The 19,139-nt window shown below is 61.0% G+C and carries 19 protein-coding genes and 1 pseudogene; 8 read left to right on the top strand and 12 right to left on the bottom strand.

The features are described from left to right. Positions 1 to 2 precede the first annotated feature (2 nt). The 3 genes from rpoZ to IF199_RS29350 all read right to left on the bottom strand — a co-directional run bounded on the left by rpoZ (position 3) and on the right by IF199_RS29350 (position 1,931). On the bottom strand, positions 3 to 266 hold the full coding sequence (gene rpoZ, locus IF199_RS29360) for a DNA-directed RNA polymerase subunit omega (protein ID WP_003229503.1): 264 nt from the start codon (positions 264 to 266) through the stop codon (positions 3 to 5). Positions 267 to 434: 168 nt separating this feature from the next. Continuing rightward, positions 435 to 1,055: a guanylate kinase gene (gene gmk / locus IF199_RS29355; RefSeq protein ID WP_003229498.1), complete on the bottom strand. Its 621-nt coding sequence runs from the start codon at positions 1,053 to 1,055 to the stop codon at positions 435 to 437. A 12-nt stretch (positions 1,056 to 1,067) separates the two neighbouring features. Continuing rightward, positions 1,068 to 1,931 carry a YicC/YloC family endoribonuclease gene (locus tag IF199_RS29350; RefSeq protein ID WP_192559294.1) on the bottom strand — a complete coding sequence of 288 codons (864 nt, stop codon included), beginning with the start codon at positions 1,929 to 1,931 and terminating at the stop codon, positions 1,068 to 1,070. 268 nt (positions 1,932 to 2,199) lie between these two features. Here IF199_RS29350 and rph point away from each other — a divergent pair, with 268 nt between their 5' ends. Further along, positions 2,200 to 2,922 (top strand): ribonuclease PH, encoded by a 723-nt coding sequence (rph, locus tag IF199_RS29345; protein ID WP_085731379.1) that lies wholly within the window; start codon positions 2,200 to 2,202, stop codon positions 2,920 to 2,922. Positions 2,923 to 2,950: 28 nt separating this feature from the next. After that, on the top strand, positions 2,951 to 3,319 hold the full coding sequence (locus tag IF199_RS29340) for a DUF4870 domain-containing protein (protein WP_096817279.1): 369 nt from the start codon (positions 2,951 to 2,953) through the stop codon (positions 3,317 to 3,319). 93 nt (positions 3,320 to 3,412) lie between these two features. Here IF199_RS29340 and IF199_RS29335 read toward each other — a convergent pair whose 3' ends face one another. Then, positions 3,413 to 4,192, bottom strand: a complete 780-nt coding sequence (locus tag IF199_RS29335) for an exodeoxyribonuclease III (protein WP_007920349.1) — start codon at positions 4,190 to 4,192, stop codon at positions 3,413 to 3,415. Between the two features lie 82 nt (positions 4,193 to 4,274). Between IF199_RS29335 and pyrE the strand changes: the two genes are divergently transcribed. Further along, positions 4,275 to 4,919, top strand: coding sequence for an orotate phosphoribosyltransferase (gene pyrE, locus IF199_RS29330; RefSeq protein WP_011336558.1), 645 nt, complete (start codon positions 4,275 to 4,277; stop codon positions 4,917 to 4,919). A gap of 70 nt (positions 4,920 to 4,989) precedes the next feature. Here the strand turns inward: pyrE and argB are convergent, their stop codons facing one another. The 4 genes and pseudogenes from argB to coaBC form a co-directional block, all read right to left on the bottom strand. Then, complete coding sequence (gene argB / locus IF199_RS29325; RefSeq protein ID WP_003229488.1) at positions 4,990 to 5,895, bottom strand: acetylglutamate kinase; 906 nt, start codon at positions 5,893 to 5,895, stop codon at positions 4,990 to 4,992. Between the two features lie 24 nt (positions 5,896 to 5,919). Then, positions 5,920 to 7,323, bottom strand: a pseudogene (locus tag IF199_RS29320) (phosphomannomutase/phosphoglucomutase); the annotation flags it as partial. A gap of 236 nt (positions 7,324 to 7,559) precedes the next feature. Next, positions 7,560 to 8,015, bottom strand: a complete 456-nt coding sequence (dut, locus tag IF199_RS29315; protein ID WP_096817283.1) for a dUTP diphosphatase — start codon at positions 8,013 to 8,015, stop codon at positions 7,560 to 7,562. Between the two features lie 5 nt (positions 8,016 to 8,020). Further along, a complete protein-coding gene (gene coaBC / locus IF199_RS29310; protein WP_096817285.1) occupies positions 8,021 to 9,229 on the bottom strand; it encodes a bifunctional phosphopantothenoylcysteine decarboxylase/phosphopantothenate--cysteine ligase CoaBC in 1,209 nt (402 codons plus the stop codon). A gap of 135 nt (positions 9,230 to 9,364) precedes the next feature. Between coaBC and radC the strand changes: the two genes are divergently transcribed. Continuing rightward, entirely contained in the window at positions 9,365 to 10,039 is a 675-nt protein-coding gene (gene radC / locus IF199_RS29305; protein WP_096817287.1) for a RadC family protein, read from the top strand. A 36-nt stretch (positions 10,040 to 10,075) separates the two neighbouring features. On the opposite strand, the gene IF199_RS29300 is transcribed toward radC, so the two are convergent. After that, a complete protein-coding gene (locus tag IF199_RS29300; RefSeq protein ID WP_192559292.1) occupies positions 10,076 to 11,662 on the bottom strand; it encodes an ABC transporter substrate-binding protein in 1,587 nt (528 codons plus the stop codon). Positions 11,663 to 12,108: 446 nt separating this feature from the next. On the opposite strand from IF199_RS29300, the gene rpmB reads away from it, so the two are divergent. Continuing rightward, positions 12,109 to 12,342, top strand: coding sequence for a 50S ribosomal protein L28 (gene rpmB / locus IF199_RS29295; RefSeq protein ID WP_003177273.1), 234 nt, complete (start codon positions 12,109 to 12,111; stop codon positions 12,340 to 12,342). 11 nt (positions 12,343 to 12,353) lie between these two features. Then, a complete protein-coding gene (gene rpmG / locus IF199_RS29290; protein ID WP_003177274.1) occupies positions 12,354 to 12,509 on the top strand; it encodes a 50S ribosomal protein L33 in 156 nt (51 codons plus the stop codon). A gap of 73 nt (positions 12,510 to 12,582) precedes the next feature. Here rpmG and IF199_RS29285 read toward each other — a convergent pair whose 3' ends face one another. After that, a complete protein-coding gene (locus IF199_RS29285) occupies positions 12,583 to 12,945 on the bottom strand; it encodes a cupin domain-containing protein (protein WP_085708876.1) in 363 nt (120 codons plus the stop codon). 236 nt (positions 12,946 to 13,181) lie between these two features. Here IF199_RS29285 and IF199_RS29280 point away from each other — a divergent pair, with 236 nt between their 5' ends. Then, positions 13,182 to 14,675, top strand: coding sequence for an aldehyde dehydrogenase (locus IF199_RS29280; protein ID WP_085708877.1), 1,494 nt, complete (start codon positions 13,182 to 13,184; stop codon positions 14,673 to 14,675). 184 nt (positions 14,676 to 14,859) lie between these two features. Beyond that, a complete protein-coding gene (locus tag IF199_RS29275; RefSeq protein ID WP_096817292.1) occupies positions 14,860 to 16,005 on the top strand; it encodes an MFS transporter in 1,146 nt (381 codons plus the stop codon). Positions 16,006 to 16,026: 21 nt separating this feature from the next. Here the strand turns inward: IF199_RS29275 and IF199_RS29270 are convergent, their stop codons facing one another. Beyond that, complete coding sequence (locus IF199_RS29270; protein ID WP_192559291.1) at positions 16,027 to 17,595, bottom strand: phospholipase D family protein; 1,569 nt, start codon at positions 17,593 to 17,595, stop codon at positions 16,027 to 16,029. A 60-nt stretch (positions 17,596 to 17,655) separates the two neighbouring features. Continuing rightward, the gene (locus tag IF199_RS29265; protein WP_192559290.1) at positions 17,656 to 19,077 is read right to left on the bottom strand and encodes an aminotransferase-like domain-containing protein; all 1,422 of its coding nucleotides are present in this window, start codon (positions 19,075 to 19,077) and stop codon (positions 17,656 to 17,658) included. Between the last annotated feature and the right edge of the window lie 62 nt (positions 19,078 to 19,139).

Raw genomic sequence — 19,139 nt, 5'->3', positions numbered from 1 at the left:
GCTTAGACGGCCTCGTTGGACTCGTCCTCGAACGCAGCGAAGACCGGGTCTTCGTGGACGATTTCCTGCTCGGCGATGAACTCGTAGCTCATCAGGCCTTCAGCGATTTCACGCAGCGCAACTACGGTCGGTTTGTCGTTTTCCCACTGTACCAGGGGCTCTTTGCCGCCGGTGGCCAGTTGACGGGCACGCTTGGTAGAGAGCATGACCAGCTCAAAGCGGTTTTCCACGTGTTCTAGGCAGTCTTCAACGGTTACGCGGGCCATGGTATTCCTCGGAGCGAATGCAATATGCGCGCTGCCCGGTTGGGCGAGCGGACTCAACAGTTTAAAAAATCACCAGCGATTAGGGAAGCGCTGATTTTTTGACCAGACTCTTCAACGCGCTGCAAGCACCAATGTAAAGCCCTTGCAGCGGTTTTGGGAAGTGCTGTTTCAGCCCAGCAATTCAGCCAGCAATTTGCCGAAACGCACTTGTTGGCGTTTCTGTTGCAGCTGATTGGCGCGGAAAATCGCTTTCAGATCGTCCAGCGCGTGGGCGAAATCGTCGTTGATGATCAAGTAGTCGTACTCGACGTAGTGGCTCATCTCGCTGACCGCTTCACGCATCCGGCCGTCGATGATCTCGTCGCTGTCCTGGCCACGGTTGGTCAGGCGCTGGTGCAGGGCCTGCAGCGATGGCGGCAGGATGAAGATCGAACGGGCCTGCGGCATCAGCTTGCGCACTTGCTCGGCGCCTTGCCAGTCGATTTCCAGAATCAGGTCGTGACCTTCGTCCAGGGTCTGCTGCAGGCGGCTTTGCGAGGTGCCGTAGAAGTTGCCGAAGACTTCGGCGCGTTCGAGGAAATCGCCGTGCTCGCCCATCTTCACGAATTCTTCGCGGGTCACGAAGTGATAGTTCACGCCGTCCACTTCGCCCGGGCGCATGGCGCGGGTGGTGTGGGAAATCGAGACGCGGATTTCCGGGTTGGCGTCGGTCAGGGCCTTGACCAGACTGCTCTTGCCCGCGCCCGAAGGGGCGGAAATGATGTACAGGGTGCCGGTGCTGTGGGTCATGTCGGGGTAGCCTTACTCAATATTCTGCACTTGTTCGCGCATCTGCTCGATCAACACCTTGAGGTTGACCGCCGCCTGGGTGCTGCGCGGGTCGAAGGCCTTGGAGCCCAGTGTGTTGGCTTCGCGGTTGAGTTCCTGCATCAGGAAGTCCAGGCGCCGACCGGCGGCACCGCCGGATTTCAGCACCCGGCGAACTTCGATGATGTGGGTGCTCAGGCGATCCAGTTCTTCGGCCACGTCGCTCTTTTGCGCGAGCATGACCATTTCCTGTTCCAGGCGCTGCGGGTCCATCTCGGCCTTCATGTCGGCGAAGCGGTCGAGGACTTTCTGGCGCTGGGTGGCGAGCATCTGCGGAACCAGTTCGCGCAGGGTCACCACATCTTCCTCGATGGAAGTCAGGCGATCGTTGATCAGACGTGCCAGCTCCCCGCCTTCGCGCTCGCGCCCGGCCTTGAGATCTTTCAGGCCTTGATTGAACAGGGCCAGCGCCTCGGCGTTCAACGCCTGCGGGTCGGTGGCGTCGGCGACCAGTACGCCGGGCCAGGCCAGCACTTCCAGCGGGTTCAGCGCGGCCGGGTTCTTGATCAGGCCGGCGACGGTTTCAGCGGCAGCGACCAGTTGCGCAGCGCGCTCGCGGTCCACTTGCAGCGGCTTGCCGGTGCTTTCTTCGGTAAAGCGCAGGGTGCATTCCAGTTTGCCGCGCGACAGGCCCTGGCGCAGGGCTTCGCGGACGGCGCCTTCGAGGTCGCGGAACGACTCCGGCAGGCGCAGATGGGGTTCCAGGTAGCGGCTGTTGACCGAGCGCAGTTCCCAGCTCAGGGTGCCCTGAACGCCGGCTTTCTCGACGCGGGCGAAGGCGGTCATGCTGTGCACCATGGCGGTGACCTCGCGATACAGATCGGCGCGGATTGAAGCTCCGCAGCTCGATATCAATGAATTTAAGCCGACTGGCAGCAAAGGCGCAGGATTGTAGCGCAGTGCGGCAGATGCGCCCAAACACACGGTGTGACAAAGGGCTGCAGGCCGTCGGCGAAGTGCGTTTCAGGGCCCTTGATCGACGGCCGGAATTTTTAAGCAGTGCCCAGGCGCGGTGCGCAGCTCTATAATGCTCCGCAGTTTTCCGTCCCCAGTACAGGTATCTCCTATGAAACGTCCAAGTGGTCGCGCTGCCGATCAGCTCCGCTCGATCCGCATTACCCGCAACTACACCAAGCACGCCGAAGGATCGGTACTGGTCGAATTCGGTGATACCAAAGTCATCTGCACCGTCAGCGTCGAAAACGGCGTACCGCGTTTCCTGAAAGGCCAGGGCCAGGGCTGGCTGACCGCCGAGTACGGCATGCTGCCGCGCGCCACCGGCGAGCGTAACCAGCGTGAAGCGAGCCGTGGCAAGCAGGGCGGCCGCACCCTGGAAATCCAGCGTCTGATCGGCCGTTCCCTGCGCGCCGCGCTGGACATGTCCAAGCTGGGCGACGTCACCCTGTACGTCGATTGCGACGTGATCCAGGCTGACGGCGGCACCCGTACCGCGTCGATCACCGGCGCGATGGTTGCACTGGTCGATGCCTTGAAAGTGATCAAGAAGCGCGGCGGCCTGAAGGGCGGCGACCCGCTCAAGCAAATGATCGGCGCTGTTTCCGTGGGCATGTACCAGGGCGAGCCGGTGCTGGACCTGGACTATCTTGAAGATTCCGCCGCCGAGACTGACCTCAACGTGGTAATGACCAGCACCGGTGGTTTTATCGAAGTGCAGGGCACCGCCGAAGGCGCGCCGTTCCAGCCTGAAGAGCTGAACGCGATGCTGGAACTGGCCAAGAAAGGCATGAACGAGATCTTCGAACTGCAAACGGCCGCACTGGCCGACTGAGACGGTTCGTACCCACAAGGAAGACGCGATGAGTGATGAGCAAGAGTTACTGCCCAAGCCGAGCCAGGAGGTTCGCCAATGGGCGATGTTCTGTCACTTGTCCGGTTTGCTGGGGATCTGGTTTCCATTTGGCAGTTTGATCGGGCCGCTGATCCTCTGGCAGATGAAGCGTGAGAAGGACTCGTTTATTGATGCGCAGGGTAAGGAAGCACTGAATTTTCAGATCACGATGACCATTGCTACGCTCATTGGCGTGGGGCTGACGGTAGTGCTTATTGGGTATCTGCTGATTATCCCGGTGGTCATTTGCTCGTTTGTGCTGCCGATTATTGCAGGGGTGAAGGCTAACAACGGATTCCCTTACCGCTATCCGTTCACTTGGCGATTGCTCAAATAACGATCAACTCGAGTCCCCTGCATAAAAGCAAAAATCAGCGCCCACAAAAAAGCCGACATCGATGTCGGCTTTTTTGCATCCACGAATCGACGCTTAGATGGTCAGCGTCCAGTCGTAGTCGACGATCAGCGGCGCGTGCTGCGAGAACCGTGGCTGACGCGGAAGGCGTGCACTGCGCACGAAGCGCCGCAGGCCCGGGGTCAGGATCTGGTAGTCGAAGCGCCAGCCCAGATTCAGCATCTCGGCCTGTTCGTTGTCCGGCCACCAGCTGTACTGGTCGCCTTCGCGGCTGACTTCGCGCAGGGCGTCTACGTAGCCCATGTTGCCGACAATCTCGTCCATCCAGGCGCGTTCCGGCGCCAGGAAGCCCGGGGATTGCTGGCTGTCGCGCCAGTTCTTGATGTCGAGCTTCTGCTGCGCGACGTACAGCGAGCCACAATAAATGTACTCGCGACGTTTGCGCCGCTGTTTGTCCAGGTACTTGCCGAAGTCGTCCATGAGCTTGAACTTCTGGTTCAAGTCCTCATCGCCGTTCATCCCCGAAGGAAGCAGCAAGGTGGCAATACTGACTTTGTCGAAATCTGCTTGCAGGTAGCGCCCGTAGCGGTCGGCCGTCTCGAAACCGAGACCGCTGATGACAGCCTTCGGTTGCAACCGCGAGTACAAAGCCACGCCACCTTGGGCGGGAACTTCTGCGTCGCAGGCATAAAGGAAGTAGCCATCCAGTTGGAAGGCTGGGTCGTCCAGTTCAAAGGCGGAGGCACGGGTGTCCTGCAGGCAGATGACGTCGGCATTCTGTGCCTGCAGCCAACTGAGCAAACCTCGCTCGACTGCAGCCTGAATACCATTGACGTTCACACTGATGATCCGCATAAATGGCCCCAAAAATCGCGTGCGTGTATGATACACGGCGTCAAGCTAATTAGCTAAATCCGTGGTATTTGGGGTTTTTTTCATGCAAGCGTATCAGCGCGATTTCATTCGTTTTGCCATCGATCGCGGCGTTTTGCGCTTCGGTGAGTTCACCCTGAAGTCCGGGCGCACCAGTCCTTACTTCTTCAATGCCGGTCTGTTCAACTCGGGCTCCGCGCTGGCGCAGCTGGGTCGTTTCTACGCCGCAGCCATCGCCGAGAGCGGAATTCCGTTCGACGTGCTGTTTGGCCCGGCCTACAAAGGCATCCCGCTGGCGGCAACCACTGCCGTGGCGCTGGCCGAGCACCATAACCGCGATTTGCCATGGTGCTTCAACCGCAAGGAAGCCAAGGCCCACGGCGAAGGCGGCAGCCTGGTCGGCGCTCCGCTGACCGGCGACGTGCTGATCATCGACGACGTGATCACCGCCGGCACCGCGATCCGTGAAGTGATGCAGATCATCGCTTCCCAGGACGGCGCCAAGGCTGCCGGCGTGCTGATCGCCCTGAACCGTCAGGAGCGTGGCAACGGTGAGCTGTCGGCGATTCAGGAAGTCGAACGTGATTTCGGCATCCCGGTCATCAGCATCGTGTCGCTGAACCAGGTGCTGGAATTCCTGGCTGACGACCCGCAGCTCAAGCAACACCTGCCAGCCGTTGAAGCCTATCGCGCCCAGTTCGGTGTCTGATCGCTTCTTCAGGGCAAAAAAAGACCCCGCTCAGCCTGGCTGAGCGGGGTCTTTTTGTTTGCGCTACGGCTTACGGACGCTTGCGATTGCTGATCAGCGTGCCCACACCGGTGTCGGTGAAGATTTCCAGCAGGATCGCGTTCGGCACGCGGCCGTCGATGATCAGCGAGCTGCCGACACCGCCCTGAACCGCTTCCAGTGCGCAGCGGATCTTCGGCAGCATGCCGCCGTAGATGGTGCCGTCGGCGATCAGGTCGTCGACCTGTTGGGTGCTCAGGCCGGTCAGCACGGTGCCCGACTTGTCCATCAGGCCGGCGATGTTGGTCAGCAGCATCAGCTTCTCGGCTTTCAGCGCTTCGGCGACTTTACCGGCCACCAGGTCAGCGTTGATGTTGTACGACTCGCCGTTCTCACCCACGCCGATCGGCGCGATCACCGGGATGAAGTTGCCTTTGACCAGCAGGTTAAGCAGTTCGGTGTTGATCCCGACGACTTCGCCCACCTGGCCGATGTCGATGATTTCCGGCTGAGTCATCTCCGGGGTCTGGCGGGTGACGGTGAGCTTTTTCGCACGAATCAGCCCCGCGTCTTTGCCGGTCAGGCCGATGGCGCTGCCGCCGTGACGGTTGATCAGGTTGACGATGCTTTTGTTGACCTGACCGCCGAGGACCATTTCCACCACGTCCATGGTCGCCGCGTCGGTCACGCGCATGCCGTCGACGAAGTGGCTTTCGATCGACAGGCGCTTGAGCAGATCACCGATCTGCGGGCCGCCGCCATGAACCACGACCGGGTTGATCCCCACGGCTTTCATCAAGACGATGTCGCGGGCGAAGCCGGTTTTCAGCTCCTCGCTTTCCATCGCGTTGCCGCCGTATTTGATCACCAGGGTCTTGCCGACATAACGTCGGATGTAAGGCAGCGCTTCGGACAGGACCTGGGCGGTGTGGGCGGCGGCTTCGCGTTCGAGGGTCATTCAGGGCTCCGGGTGAATCAGAAATCAGAACGGTAGTTGGAGATCAGGTGCAACGCGTTTCAGTTGGGCATGGAACACAGCCTTGATGCGCTGCAATTCAGCCTGGTCATCGGCCTCGAAACGCAGCACCAGCACCGGTGTGGTGTTGGAGGCGCGCACCAGGCCCCAGCCTTTGGCGTAATCGACCCGCACGCCGTCAATGGTGGTCAGGTCGGCGCCTGGGCCCCACTGTGCATCGTGCAGTGCATCAATGATGCTGAATTTGCTCTCTTCGGTCACATGGATATTGATTTCCGGCGTGGAAATATCGTTCGGGAAGGTCGCGAACAGCGTTTCCGCGTCGGATTTTTCCTTGCTGAGGATTTCCAGCAGCCGTGCGGCGCTGTAAATGCCGTCGTCGAAACCGAACCAGCGTTCCTTGAAGAAGATGTGCCCGCTCATTTCACCGGCCAGCAACGCGCCGGTCTGTTTCATTTTCTTTTTGATCAACGAGTGACCGGTCTTCCACATTAGCGACTGGCCGCCATATTCCTTGATCAGCGGGATCAGGCGACGGGTGCATTTGACGTCGAAGATGATTTCCGCGCCCGGGTTGCGGGCCAGCACGTCGCGGGCAAACAGCATCAGCAGGCGGTCCGGGAACACGATGGTGCCGGTGTTGGTCACCACGCCGACGCGGTCGCCGTCACCGTCGAAGGCCAGGCCGATGTCAGCCTTGGTTTCCTTGACCTTGGCGATCAGGTCGACAAGGTTTTCAGGCTTGCCCGGGTCCGGGTGGTGGTTCGGGAAGTTGCCGTCGACTTCGCAGAACAGCGGGATGACTTCGCAGTTCAGCGCTTCGATCAGTTGCGGGGCGATCACGCCGGCCGCGCCGTTGCCGCAGTCGACCACGACTTTCAGGCGCCGGGCCAGTTTGATGTCCTGGACGATTTCGGTGGTGTAGCGGTCGAGGATCTCGACCTGGGTCACGCTGCCCTGGCCGCTGCTCAGGTTGCCGGTCTTGATACGCTCGTGCAGAACCTGGATCTGTTCGTTGGCGAGGGTGTCGCCGGCGATCACGATCTTGAAGCCGTTGTAGTTCGACGGGTTGTGGCTGCCGGTAAGCATCACGCCGGATTTGCCCGCCAGCACGTTGGCGGCGTAATACAGCGCCGGGGTCGGCACCAGGCCGACGTCGCTGACGTGACAGCCGCTTTCGGCGATGCCGCGAATCAGCGCGGCAACCAGTTCGGGACCGGACAGGCGGCCGTCACGGCCAACGGACACGTTCGGTTCACCCTGGGCCAGGCTCTGGGAGCCAATGGCGCGGCCGATCCAGTAGGCGGTTTCGGCATTGAGGAATTCCGGCACGGTGCCGCGAATGTCATAGGCGCGGAAGATGCTGTCGGGAAGCTTCGGGGCGACTTGGGCGGGGGTGCTCATCTGCGGAAATGCTCCATCTCGAAAGTGGCGGGACACGCCGACGAATCATCTCGGCGGCTGGCTCAAACTGAAGGGTATGACGGCGGTTTTCACAGAGAGTTCGTGGTGTGAAAGGGCCATGACGCCTTGTCCGGCGTGGCTTTGGCCTGCCAATGCCTTGATTTTCGGTGCTAAACCTTGCAGATGACATTTTGAAATTCGTGGCGAGAAACACGCCCTCGCCACGACAGATTTCTAGCCGATCACTTGGTGCCGGAGTGGCCGAAACCGCCAGCGCCGCGCTCGGTTTCGACGAACTCTTCAACCATTTCGAAGTGCGCCTGCACCACCGGCACCAGCACCAGTTGCGCCAGACGCTCGCCGACCGGCATGGTGAATTCGGTCTGGCCACGGTTCCAGCAGGAGACCATCAGCGGGCCCTGGTAATCGGAGTCGATCAGACCGACCAGATTGCCCAGCACGATGCCGTGCTTATGGCCCATGCCCGAGCGCGGCAGGATCAGCGCGGCGAGGTTCGGGTCGCCGATGTACACCGACAGACCGGTAGGGATCAGCACGGTTTCACCCGGCTTGATCACGATTTCCTCTTGCAGCATGGCGCGCAGGTCGAGGCCGGCGGAGCCTGGCGTGGCGTATTGCGGCAGCGGGAATTCGGTACCGATGCGTGGGTCGAGGATCTTGGCTTGCAAAGCGTGCATGTAAATTAAACCTGGTTCAGACGTTCGGCGATAAAAGTGACCAGTTGGCGAGCGATCTTGCTCTTGCTGGTCTGGGCGAAAACCGTGGCGTGCAGCGCACGGTCGATGACGCTGCAGGCGTTTTCTTCGCTGTTGAAACCGATGCTCGGGTTGGCGACGTCGTTGGCGACGATCAGATCGAGATTCTTGTCCTTCAGCTTGCGTGCAGCGTAGTCGAGCAGGTGTTCGGTCTCGGCGGCGAAGCCGACACTGAACGGACGGTCGGGACGGGTCGCGATGGTGGCCAGGATGTCCGGGTTGCGCACCATTTGCAGGACGAAACCGTCACCGCTCGTAGGATCTTTCTTTAATTTTTGCGGGGCGACGACTTCCGGACGGTAGTCCGCGACCGCCGCCGAGGCGATGAAGATGTCGCAAGGGATCGCGGCTTCACAGGCGGCGAGCATGTCGCGGGCGCTGACCACATCGATACGGGTGACGCGATCCGGTGTCGGCAAATGCACCGGGCCGCTGATCAGCGTGACGCGGGCGCCGGCTTCCACCGCCGCTTCCGCCAGGGCGAAGCCCATTTTGCCGGAGCTGTGGTTGGTGATGTAGCGCACCGGGTCGATGTTTTCCTGGGTCGGGCCAGCAGTGATCACCACGTGCTTGCCGGTCAGTGCCTGACGCTGGAAGCAGTCCGCCGCGAGCTGGGCCAGGTCGGTGGCTTCCATCATGCGGCCCATGCCGACGTCGCCGCAGGCCTGGCTACCGGAGGCCGGGCCGAAGGTCTTCAGGCCACGGCTTTCAAGGAGTTGCAGGTTGGCCTGGGTGGCCGGATCGCGCCACATGGCCTGGTTCATCGCCGGAGCGACAGCGACGATGGCGTCGGTGGCCAGCACCAGTGTGGTCAGCAGATCGTTGGCAATGCCTTGAGCCAGACGGGCCAGCAGGTCGGCGGTGGCCGGGGCGATCAGCACCATATCGGCCCATTTGGCCAGTTCGATGTGGCCCATCGCCGCTTCGGCGGCCGGGTCGAGCAAATCCAGGTGAACCGGGTGGCCGGACAGGGCCTGCATGGTCAGCGGGGTGATGAATTCGCTGCCGCCACGGGTCATGACCACGCGCACTTCGGCGCCCTGGTCGATCAGGCGGCGAACAAGGTCAGCGCTCTTGTAGGCAGCGATACCGCCGCCGACGCCCAGAACGATGCGTTTCCGATACAGCCGCTGCATAGGTCTGCCTTTCATTTCGTTGGTGACATACGTGGCGAAACCCCCTCCCCAGGGTGAATTCGCCCGCAAAAAAGATGGGCTACGATATCACAGCGACCGCTACGGAACAGCGGCGCCCACAGACAAGGAATGTGTATGAGTATTCGCGATTGGCCGGCGGCGGAAAGGCCGCGGGAGAAGCTGCTTGAACAGGGCTCGGGAAGTCTTTCCGATGCCGAATTGCTGGCGATTTTTTTACGCACCGGCGTATCCGGGAAAAGCGCGGTGGATCTGGCGCGACACTTGTTGAATCAGTTCGGCAGCCTTCGTGCGTTGCTGGAGGCAGATCTCGGGGCGTTCAGCGAGCAATTGGGGCTGGGGCCGGCGAAATTTGCTCAATTGCAGGCGGTGCTGGAGATGGCCCGGCGGCATCTGGCCGAGCGCATGCGCCAGAAACCGACGCTGGAAAATCCACAGGTCGTACGCGACTACCTCAAAGCCATGCTGCGCCACGAGCCACACGAGGTGTTCGGTTGCCTGTTTCTGGACTCAAAACACCAAGTGCTGACCTTCGAACCGCTGTTTCGGGGCTCCATCGACAACACCGCCGTACATCCCAGGGAAGTGGTGAAGCGTGCGCTGGCGAACAATGCGGCGGCCGTGATTCTGTGCCACAACCACCCGTCGGGAAACACGGATCCCAGTCAGGCTGATCGATTATTGACCAAGCGATTGCAGAAAGCGCTTGAGCTGATCGATGTGCGAGTGCTCGATCACTTCATCGTTGGCGATGGGGAGCCGTTGTCGATGGCGGAGTGTGGCTGGATGTAGCTTGCAGCGACTGCAGTCGCTGCAAGCCGGGGCGGATTACTTCAGGGTGACCTTGGAGTAATCCTGCCGCCCGAACGGGCTCACCGAGTAACCCTGCACGTCTTTACGCGTCAATGCATACGCCGTCGGATGCGCCAGCGGCAGCCACAATGCCTGCTGCTGGATCTGCGCCTGTGCCTGTTCGTAGAGCTTGGTGCGTACGCCTTGCTCGCTGGTGGTCTTGCCGGCGCTGATCAGCTTGTCCAGATCGGCATTGCAGTAGCGGGCGAAGTTGGTGCCGGACTTCACTGCCGCGCAGGAAAACTGCGGCGTGAGGAAGTTGTCCGGATCGCCGTTGTCGCCGGCCCAGCCCATGAACAGCAGGTCATGTTCGCCAGCCTTGGCGCGACGGATCAGTTCGCCCCACTCGATCACGCGGATTTCCGCCTGAATGCCGATTTCCGCCAGGTCCGATTGCAGCAGTTGTGCACCCAGACTCGGGTTCGGGTTGAGCAGGCTGCCTGACGGGCGCGTCCAGATGGTGGTCTGGAAGCCTTCCTTCAGTCCGGCCTTGGCCAGCAACGCCTTGGCCTTTTCCACGTCGTGCGGGTAGCCCGGCAGGTTCTTGGCGTAGCTCCAGGTGTTCGGTGGATACGGGCCGTTGGCGGCTTCGGCGGTGTCTTCGAACACAGCCTTGAGGTAGTTGGCCTTGTCGAAAGCGAGGTTGATCGCCTGACGCACTTCCGGTTTGTCCAATGGCGGATGCTGGCTGTTGATGCCGACGAAAGCGGTCATGAACGCGTCAGTCTTTTCGACTTTCAGCGTCGGTTCTTCCTTCGCGGCCTGTACGTCCAATGGTTTTGGCGACAGGGCAATCTGGCACTCGTTACGCCGCAGCTTTTGCAGGCGCACGTTGGCGTCCGGGGTAATGGCGAAGATCAACGGATCCACCGCAGGCTTGCCGCCGAAGTAGTCCGGGTTGGCCTTGTAGCGGATCGACGCGTCTTTCTGGAATCGGGTAAAGACGAACGGGCCGGTGCCGACCGGTTGGCTGTTGAGCTTATCGGTCGCGCCGGCCTTCAGCAGTTTGTCGGCGTATTCGGCGGAATAGATCGAGGCGAAACCCATGCTCAGGGTCGCGAGGAATGTCGAGTCCGGGTGGTCGAGGGTGAAACGCACGGTCAGCGGATCCAGTGCGTCGATCTTCTTGATAAGGCTCGGCAACTGCATCGACTGGGCGTGCGGGAAGCCGCTCTGGGCGACCTTGTGCCACGGGTTGGCCGGGTCGAGCATGCGGTCGAAGCTGAATTTGACGTCTTCGGCGGTCAGCTCGCGGGTCGGCTTGAAGTATTCGGTGGTGTGAAACTTCACTTGCGGGTGCAGTTTGAACACATAGCTCAGGCCATCGGTGCTGACTTCCCAGCTATCGGCCAGGCTCGGGACCACCTTGCCGCTGGCGGTATCGAAGTCCACCAGGCGATTCATCAGCACGTCGGCCGAAGCGTTGGTGGTGGTCAGCGAGTTGTATTGCACCACGTCGAACCCTTCGGGGCTGGCCTCGGTGCACACGCTCAGGGCGGCGGCATGGGCCAGGGGGCTCAGCAATAGCGGGGCGAGCAGCAGGGGGAGGGCAGCGAGGCGCATGGTCGGCTTCCTTTACAGATCGAAGGCCCATCTGCAAGTGCAGTCTGGAAAAGGCCTACCCTAGTGGTCGCGATTGCAAATGACTATCCCCTTTTTGCATTTTCGGGGCTGCGCGGCTGAGGATTTATCGGAAGTGGCGGCAGGAAAAGTCTCGATTGCGGGTATGATCGGTTTTCTTCGACGAATGGTAAAAATTGCCGCCAGCCTTTGCCCAAGCCGCTTGCGGGCGGAAAAAGCGGCTTTTTAGCCATTCTTTGCACACGGAAAGTTGTTGCTCCGTGGTCTTTCTGGTATAAAGCAGCGCTCTTTTCTAGGGGCCCGGTTCCTTCGCTTGTAGGTGTAGCCGGTAAGACCTCTAAAGAATCGCGGCGCCTGGCGCCACAATGACTAGAGATTAAGCGGCCAACCCATGCCGGGTTGGGCATGTGGTTTTAGAGGGCTGAGGCATGTCTAGAGTATGTCAAGTTACCGGTAAGGGTCCGGTGACTGGGAACAACATTTCCCACGCAAACAACAAAACCCGTCGTCGTTTCCTGCCGAACCTGCAGCATCACCGCTTCTGGGTTGAAGAAGAGAAACGTTTCGTACGCCTGCGCGTTTCCGCCAAAGGCATGCGTATCATCGACAAGCGTGGCATCAGCGTTGTGCTGGCCGAGCTGCGTCGCGACGGCAAGGTTTAAGGGAGCTAATCATGCGTGAATTGATTCGTTTGATCTCGAGCGCCGGTACTGGTCACTTCTACACTACCGACAAGAACAAGCGTACTACCCCGGACAAAATCGAGATCAAGAAATATGATCCGGTTGTTCGCAAGCACGTGATCTACAAGGAAGGCAAAATCAAGTAATTGATTTTTCCCGACTTACGAAAAAGGCCCGTATCTCACGATACGGGCCTTTTTTGTTGCCTGATGAAAGGCCTCAGGCTTTTTGTTCGAAGATCACATAGACCTTGCGGCAGGCTTCCAGCACTTCCCAGGTGCCACGGAAGCCGGCCGGAATCACGAAGCGGTCACCGACACGCAGGGTCTTGGCATTGCCTTCGCCGTCACGTAGCACCGAAACGCCTTGCAGGATTTCGCAGTATTCATGCTCGGTGTAATTCACTGTCCATTGCCCGACTGCACCTTCCCACACGCCGACGCCCATTTGCCCGCAAGGGCTGTCGTATTGATTGAACACCGCTTGTTCGGGATCGCCCTTGAGGACTTTTGCCGGGTCCGGGCGGTAGCGTTCGGCCTGGTCCATGGTCAGGCTGATGTCGACGACGTTCTGGATGTTCATTGTTGTTTTCTCCCGTGATGACGGCGCGGTGGCTTGAAGGGGCCAAAGTCTATGTTGATTAAATTGAACGCCGCAAGGCTGTATAACCGCCTTATGTCAAATATATTGAAACAACCCCGGCCGCTGGTTTAGGGTGGCGGGTGCCTTGGGCCGAAAACAGGCTGGCCGGGCAGAATTCCTGAGGACGCCGGCGAAGATCGCGCGGCGCTCGTATTCAACAAGAGGAGGACACTCGAATGACCACCCTGACTCGTGCCGACTGGGAACAGCGCGCCCGCGACCTGAAGATCGAAGGCCGCGCCTACCTTAATGGCGAGTACACCGATGCCGTCTCCGGCGAGACCTTCGAGTGCATCAGTCCGGTCGATGGCCGTCTGCTGGGCAAGATTGCCAGCTGTGACGCCGCCGATGCCCAGCGCGCCGTGGAAAATGCCCGCGCCACCTTCAATTCCGGTGTCTGGTCGCGCCTGGCGCCGACCAAACGCAAAGCCACCATGATCCGTTTCGCCGGCCTGCTGAAACAGCACGCCGAAGAGCTGGCCCTGCTCGAAACCCTCGACATGGGCAAGCCGATCAGCGATTCGCTGTACATCGACGTTCCGGGCGCGGCGCAAGCGCTGAGCTGGAGCGGTGAAGCGATCGACAAGATCTACGACGAAGTCGCCGCGACTCCGCACGATCAGTTGGGACTGGTAACCCGCGAGCCAGTGGGCGTGGTTGGCGCCATCGTGCCGTGGAACTTCCCGCTGATGATGGCCTGCTGGAAACTCGGCCCGGCGCTGTCGACCGGTAACTCGGTGATCCTCAAGCCGTCGGAAAAATCCCCGCTGACCGCCATCCGCATCGCCGAACTGGCGGTTGAAGCCGGCATTCCGAAAGGCGTGCTGAACGTGTTGCCGGGTTATGGCCACACCGTCGGCAAAGCCTTGGCTCTGCACAATGACGTCGACACCCTGGTGTTCACCGGTTCGACCAAGATCGCCAAGCAACTGATGATCTATTCCGGCGAATCAAACATGAAACGCGTCTGGCTGGAAGCTGGCGGCAAGAGCCCGAACATCGTGTTTGCCGATGCGCCGGACCTGCAGGCTGCGGCCGAGTCCGCTGCCAGCGCCATCGCCTTCAACCAGGGCGAAGTCTGCACCGCCGGTTCGCGTCTGCTGGTCGAGCGTTCGATCAAGGACAAATTCCTGCCGATGGTGATCGAGGCCCTGAAGGCCTGGAAACCGGGCAACCCGCTGGATCCAGCCACCAACGTCGGTGCGCTGGTCGACACCCAGCAGATGAACACCGTGCTGTCCTATATCGAGTCGGGCCACACCGACGGCGCCAAACTGGTGGCCGGCGGCAAGCGCATCCTTCAGGAAACCGGTGGCACTTACGTCGAGCCAACGATTTTCGACGGCGTGAGCAACGCGATGAAGATCGCTCAGGAAGAAATCTTCGGCCCGGTGCTGTCGGTCATCGCCTTCGACACGGCCGAGGAAGCGATCAACATCGCCAACGACACGCCTTACGGCCTGGCGGCAGCGGTCTGGACGCAGGACATTTCCAAGGCTCACCTGACCGCCAAGGCGCTGCGTGCCGGCAGCGTGTGGGTCAATCAGTACGATGGCGGCGACATGACCGCACCGTTCGGCGGCTTCAAGCAGTCGGGCAACGGCCGTGACAAGTCGCTGCATGCGTTCGACAAATACACCGAGCTGAAGGCGACCTGGATCAAGCTGTAAACCGTTGAGGGGGCCTGCTCCGGCAGGCTCCCGAACGATACAAAGATCCCTGTGGGAGCGAGCTTGCTCGCGAAAGCGGTGTATCCGTCAGCAAATCTGCTGAGTGTGAAACCGTTATCGCGAACAAGCTCGCTCCCACAGTGTTTTGTGGTGCACATAAAAATTATCCACAGGAGCGTGGACCATGCGTTGGGCGACGTATTTCGCCGTGTTGGCGTCTGTCTTGAGTGTTGGCCTGGCCCTGGGTGTCAGCATGCCGCTGGTGTCGTTGCGTCTGGAGGGCTGGGGTTATGGTTCGTTCGCCATCGGCGTGATGGCGGCGATGCCGGCCATCGGTGTGTTGCTGGGGGCTAAGGTTTCAAGTCATCTGGCGGCGCGCTTCGGTACGGCGAACCTGATGCGCCTGTGCCTGTGGGGCGGGGCATTGTCCATCGGCCTGCTGGCATTGTTGCCGAGTTATCCGATCTGGCTGGTACTGCGGCTGATGATTGGGGTAATCCTGACGATCGTGTTCATCCTCGGCGAGAGCTGGATCAATCAACTGGTGGTCGAGCAGTGGCGCGGGCGATTGGTGGCGCTGTATGGCAGCAGTTATGCATTGAGCCAACTGTCCGGCCCGTTACTGCTGGGTGCGCTCGGCACCGAGCATGATTACGGCTTCTGGGCGGGTGTCGGCCTTTTGATCGCGGCGCCGCTTTTGCTGCTGGGGCGCAGCGGTGCACCGAGCAGCGAGGCCAGCAGCGTGACGTTCGGCGATCTATGGGGCTTCAGCCGCGAATTGCCGGCAATTGCCTGGGCGGTGTCGCTGTTCGCTGCATTCGAGGCAATGATCCTGACCCTGTTGCCGGTGTACTGCCTGCAACAGGGCTTCACGGCGGAAATCGCGCTGGCGATGGTCAGCACCGTGGTGGTCGGCGATGCGCTGCTGCAATTGCCGATCGGTGCGCTGGCCGACTACCTGTCGCGGCGGACCTTGTTCACCGGTTGCGCCGTGGTGCTGATGCTGTCGAGTCTGGCGATCCCGATGCTGATCGACACCTTGCTGATCTGGCCGCTGTGGGTACTGTTCGGCGCCAGTGCCGGTGGCTTGTTCACCCTGTCGCTGATCCTGATCGGCGAGCGCTACCGCGACGACGCGCTGGTGCGGGCCAATGCGCATGTCGCGCAACTGTGGGGTGTCGGTTGCCTGATCGGGCCGTTGGCGGCGGGGGCGGGCAGTCAATGGATCAGCGGGCACGCATTGCCGTGGTTCATGGCGGCCGGGGCGTTCGGTCTGGTGATTCTGCTGTCGCGGCAAGGGGCGTTCGGCAAGGTGCCGGAGCCGGCCTGATGATCCGGTTGGAGCGGGCTGCTACAGCATCCGCTCCAGCCCCACCGTGGTGCTGAACCACGCATTGAACCGCCGCCACCAGCTGCCGGGCTCCTTGGTCAGCGTGTGCATCTGGCCGTTGTCCTCGGTGACCCAGACGACTTTCCCGTCCTGAAGTTTTGCCTCGTAACTCAGCGCCGGCGCCATGCCCTGCAAGGCCAGTTCCCGAACGCGGGCAGCCAGTTCGGGACTGTCCACCAGCACCCCGACTTCGGTGTTCCACAGCACCGAGCGCGGGTCGAAATTGAACGAGCCGATGAACGCTTTTTTCCCGTCGAAAATCATCGCCTTGCTGTGAAGGCTGGAATCCGAGCCGCGAAACGACTTGCTGTAAAACAGGTGCGGGCCGCTGCCGAACTTATCCCCAGGCTGGCGCCGCAGCTCGTACAGCTTCACGCCATGTTCCAGCAACGCTTTGCGATAAGGTGCGTAACCGCCGTGCACCGCCGGCACGTCGGTGGCTTCCAGCGAGTTGGTCAGCAGGCTCACCGCCACCCCCGCATCGGCGCGGCCGGTCAGGTAAACCAGCCCCGGCTGTCCCGGTACGAAGTAGGCGGAAATCATCATCAGTTCTTTGCTGACGCCCCGCAGCTCTGGCGCGAGTTGTGTGGTCAGCAGCAGTTGTGGATCAGGCTTGCCGTCCGCCAGCACCTTGCTCGGCGCGTCCCACAACGCCTGGTTCCAGGCCCAGATCAGCTCCCGGCGCCAGATGTCCATGCGCGGGTGGGTGGTGAAGGTCATCAACTGTTGGTACAGCGCGTGGTTCTGCTTACGGGTTTCTTCGAGGGATTCTTCCAGGCGCGTGCGGGTGTTCTGCAGGTCTTTGGCCGAGGGTTTGCTGGAGAGAAACTCGTCGAACGGTTTGCTCAGGGCGCTGTTCCAGTACTGGTCGAAACTGTGCCCGAGCTGCTCGGCGACCGGCCCGACGCTGAGCATATCGATGTCGGTGAAGTTGAGGTTCGGCTCGGCATCGAAGTACTCGTCACCCAGATTGCGCCCGCCGACGATGGCGGCGCTGTTGTCCGCCAGCCACAGCTTGTTGTGCATCCGCCGATGCTGCAGTGACAAGTTGAACAGCCGCCCGGCCGCACGGGTCACGCCGGTGCTGCGCCCCAGGTTCAGGGGGTTGAACAGACGGATCTGGATGTTCGGGTGCGCCGCCAGCGTGGCGATGATCAGGTCGAGGCCGTCGCTGGTGGTGTCGTCCAACAGAATGCGCACTCGCACACCACGGTCGGCAGCCTTGAGCACTTCTTCCACCAGCATTCGCGTACTGATGCCGTCGTGGACGATGTAGTACTGCAGGTCGAGGCTGCTCTGGGCGTTGCGGATCAATTCGGCGCGGGCGGTGAAGGCTTCGGTGCTGTTGGACAGCAGGCGAAAGCCGGACTGGCCTTTGTACGGTGCCGCCTGGGCCTGGATCGAGCGGCCGAAACTCGATGCAGAGGCCGGCAATGCCTGGCTCGGCTCGCGCGGTACGTCGAGGGTCGCGCAACCGCCAAGGAACGAGGCGAGTAACAGCAGAGCGAGTAGGGGCTGTCTGAAGCTCACGTAGGATCGTTCCGATTGGCGGCAAGGGTCGGCATATGGACGCGGGTCTCTCGAAAAAGGTCAGTCGGCTTCAGCCAGCAGTTTGATCGCCGCCGCACCGACCTTGCGCACTGCTTCTTCGACCAGCGCGGTCGGTTTGGCAGCGTAGTTCATGCGCAGGCAATTGCGGTATTTGCCCGAGGCAGAAAAGATGCTGCCGACGGCTATCTGTACGCCCTGATCGTGCAGCGCACGATTCAGTTTCAAGGTATCGAAACCTTCCGGCAGTTCGACCCAGAGCATGAAGCTGCCTTGTGGGCGGCTGGCGCGGGTGCCGGCCGGGAAATAACGGGTCACCCAATCGATCATCACGTCGCGATTGCGCTGGTATTGCGTGCGCATCCGCCGCAAATGTGGTTCGAAGTGCCCGGCCTTGATAAATTCGGCGATGGCGATCTGCGGTTGTGTCGCGGTGGAGCCGGTGCTGATGTATTTCATGTGCAGTACGCGTTCGAGATAGCGACCGGGCGCGACCCAGCCGATACGCAGCCCCGGCGCGAGGGTCTTGGAAAACGAACTGCACAGCAATACGCGACCGTCTTCGTCGAAGGATTTGATCGTGCGCGGACGCGGGTAGGTGTAGGCCAGTTCGCCGTAGACATCGTCCTCGATGACTGCCACATCGAAGCGCTGGGCCAGGTTCAACAGGGCACGTTTGCGCGACTCCGGCATGATGTAGCCGAGCGGGTTGTTGCAGTTGGGGGTGAGCTGGATGACCTTGATCGGCCATTGTTCCAGCGCCAGTTCCAGGGCTTCGAGGCTGATGCCGGTGAGCGGGTCGGTGGGGATTTCCAGGGCTTTCATACCCAGCCCCTTGAGGGTCTGCATGGCGCCGTGAAAGCTCGGCGAATCCACGGCGACGATGTCGCCGGGCTCGCAGATCGCGTGGATGCTGGTGGACAGCGCTTCGTGGCAACCGGTGGTGACCACCAGATCACTGGCGCTCAACTGGCAGCCGGAGTCGAGCATCAGTCGTGCGATCTGTTCGCGCAGTTCGAGGGTGCCGTGGATGTTGTCGTAATACAGACCGGGCATGTCCTGGCGGCGGCTGATGCGTGCCAGTCCGCGCAGCAGCGGTTTCATCGTCGGTGACGAGATGTCCGGCATGCCGCGACCGAGTTGCACCACGTCCTTGCGCGGCACGGCGCGAATCAGCTCAAGCACCTGATCCCACTGGGAAATCTCTACCGGCCGTTGGGCCGGGCGCCCGACCGCCGGCAATTCCGGCAGCTCCCTCCCAGCGGGCACAAAGTACCCGGACTTGGGCTTTGGCGTGGCCAGGCCGCTGTCTTCCAGCATCCGATAGGCCTGCTGCACCGTGCTCAGGCTGACCCCATGTTCTACGCTCAAGGCGCGCACCGACGGCAGGCGATCACCAGGACGGTAGAAGCCTTGTTCGATGCGGGTGCCGAGCAACTCGGCAAGGTTCACATACAGGGTCATGGCACTGCCTCGATGCAGGTGATTCGAAAAACCAGTACAGATGCGGCGTAAATCGACAATTC

Source organism: Pseudomonas allokribbensis (assembly GCF_014863605.1).
In the GTDB taxonomy this organism is placed as follows: domain Bacteria; phylum Pseudomonadota; class Gammaproteobacteria; order Pseudomonadales; family Pseudomonadaceae; genus Aquipseudomonas; species Aquipseudomonas allokribbensis.
The sequence above is the reverse complement of the archived record's forward strand: the minus strand, read 5'-3'. Positions and strand labels throughout refer to the sequence as shown.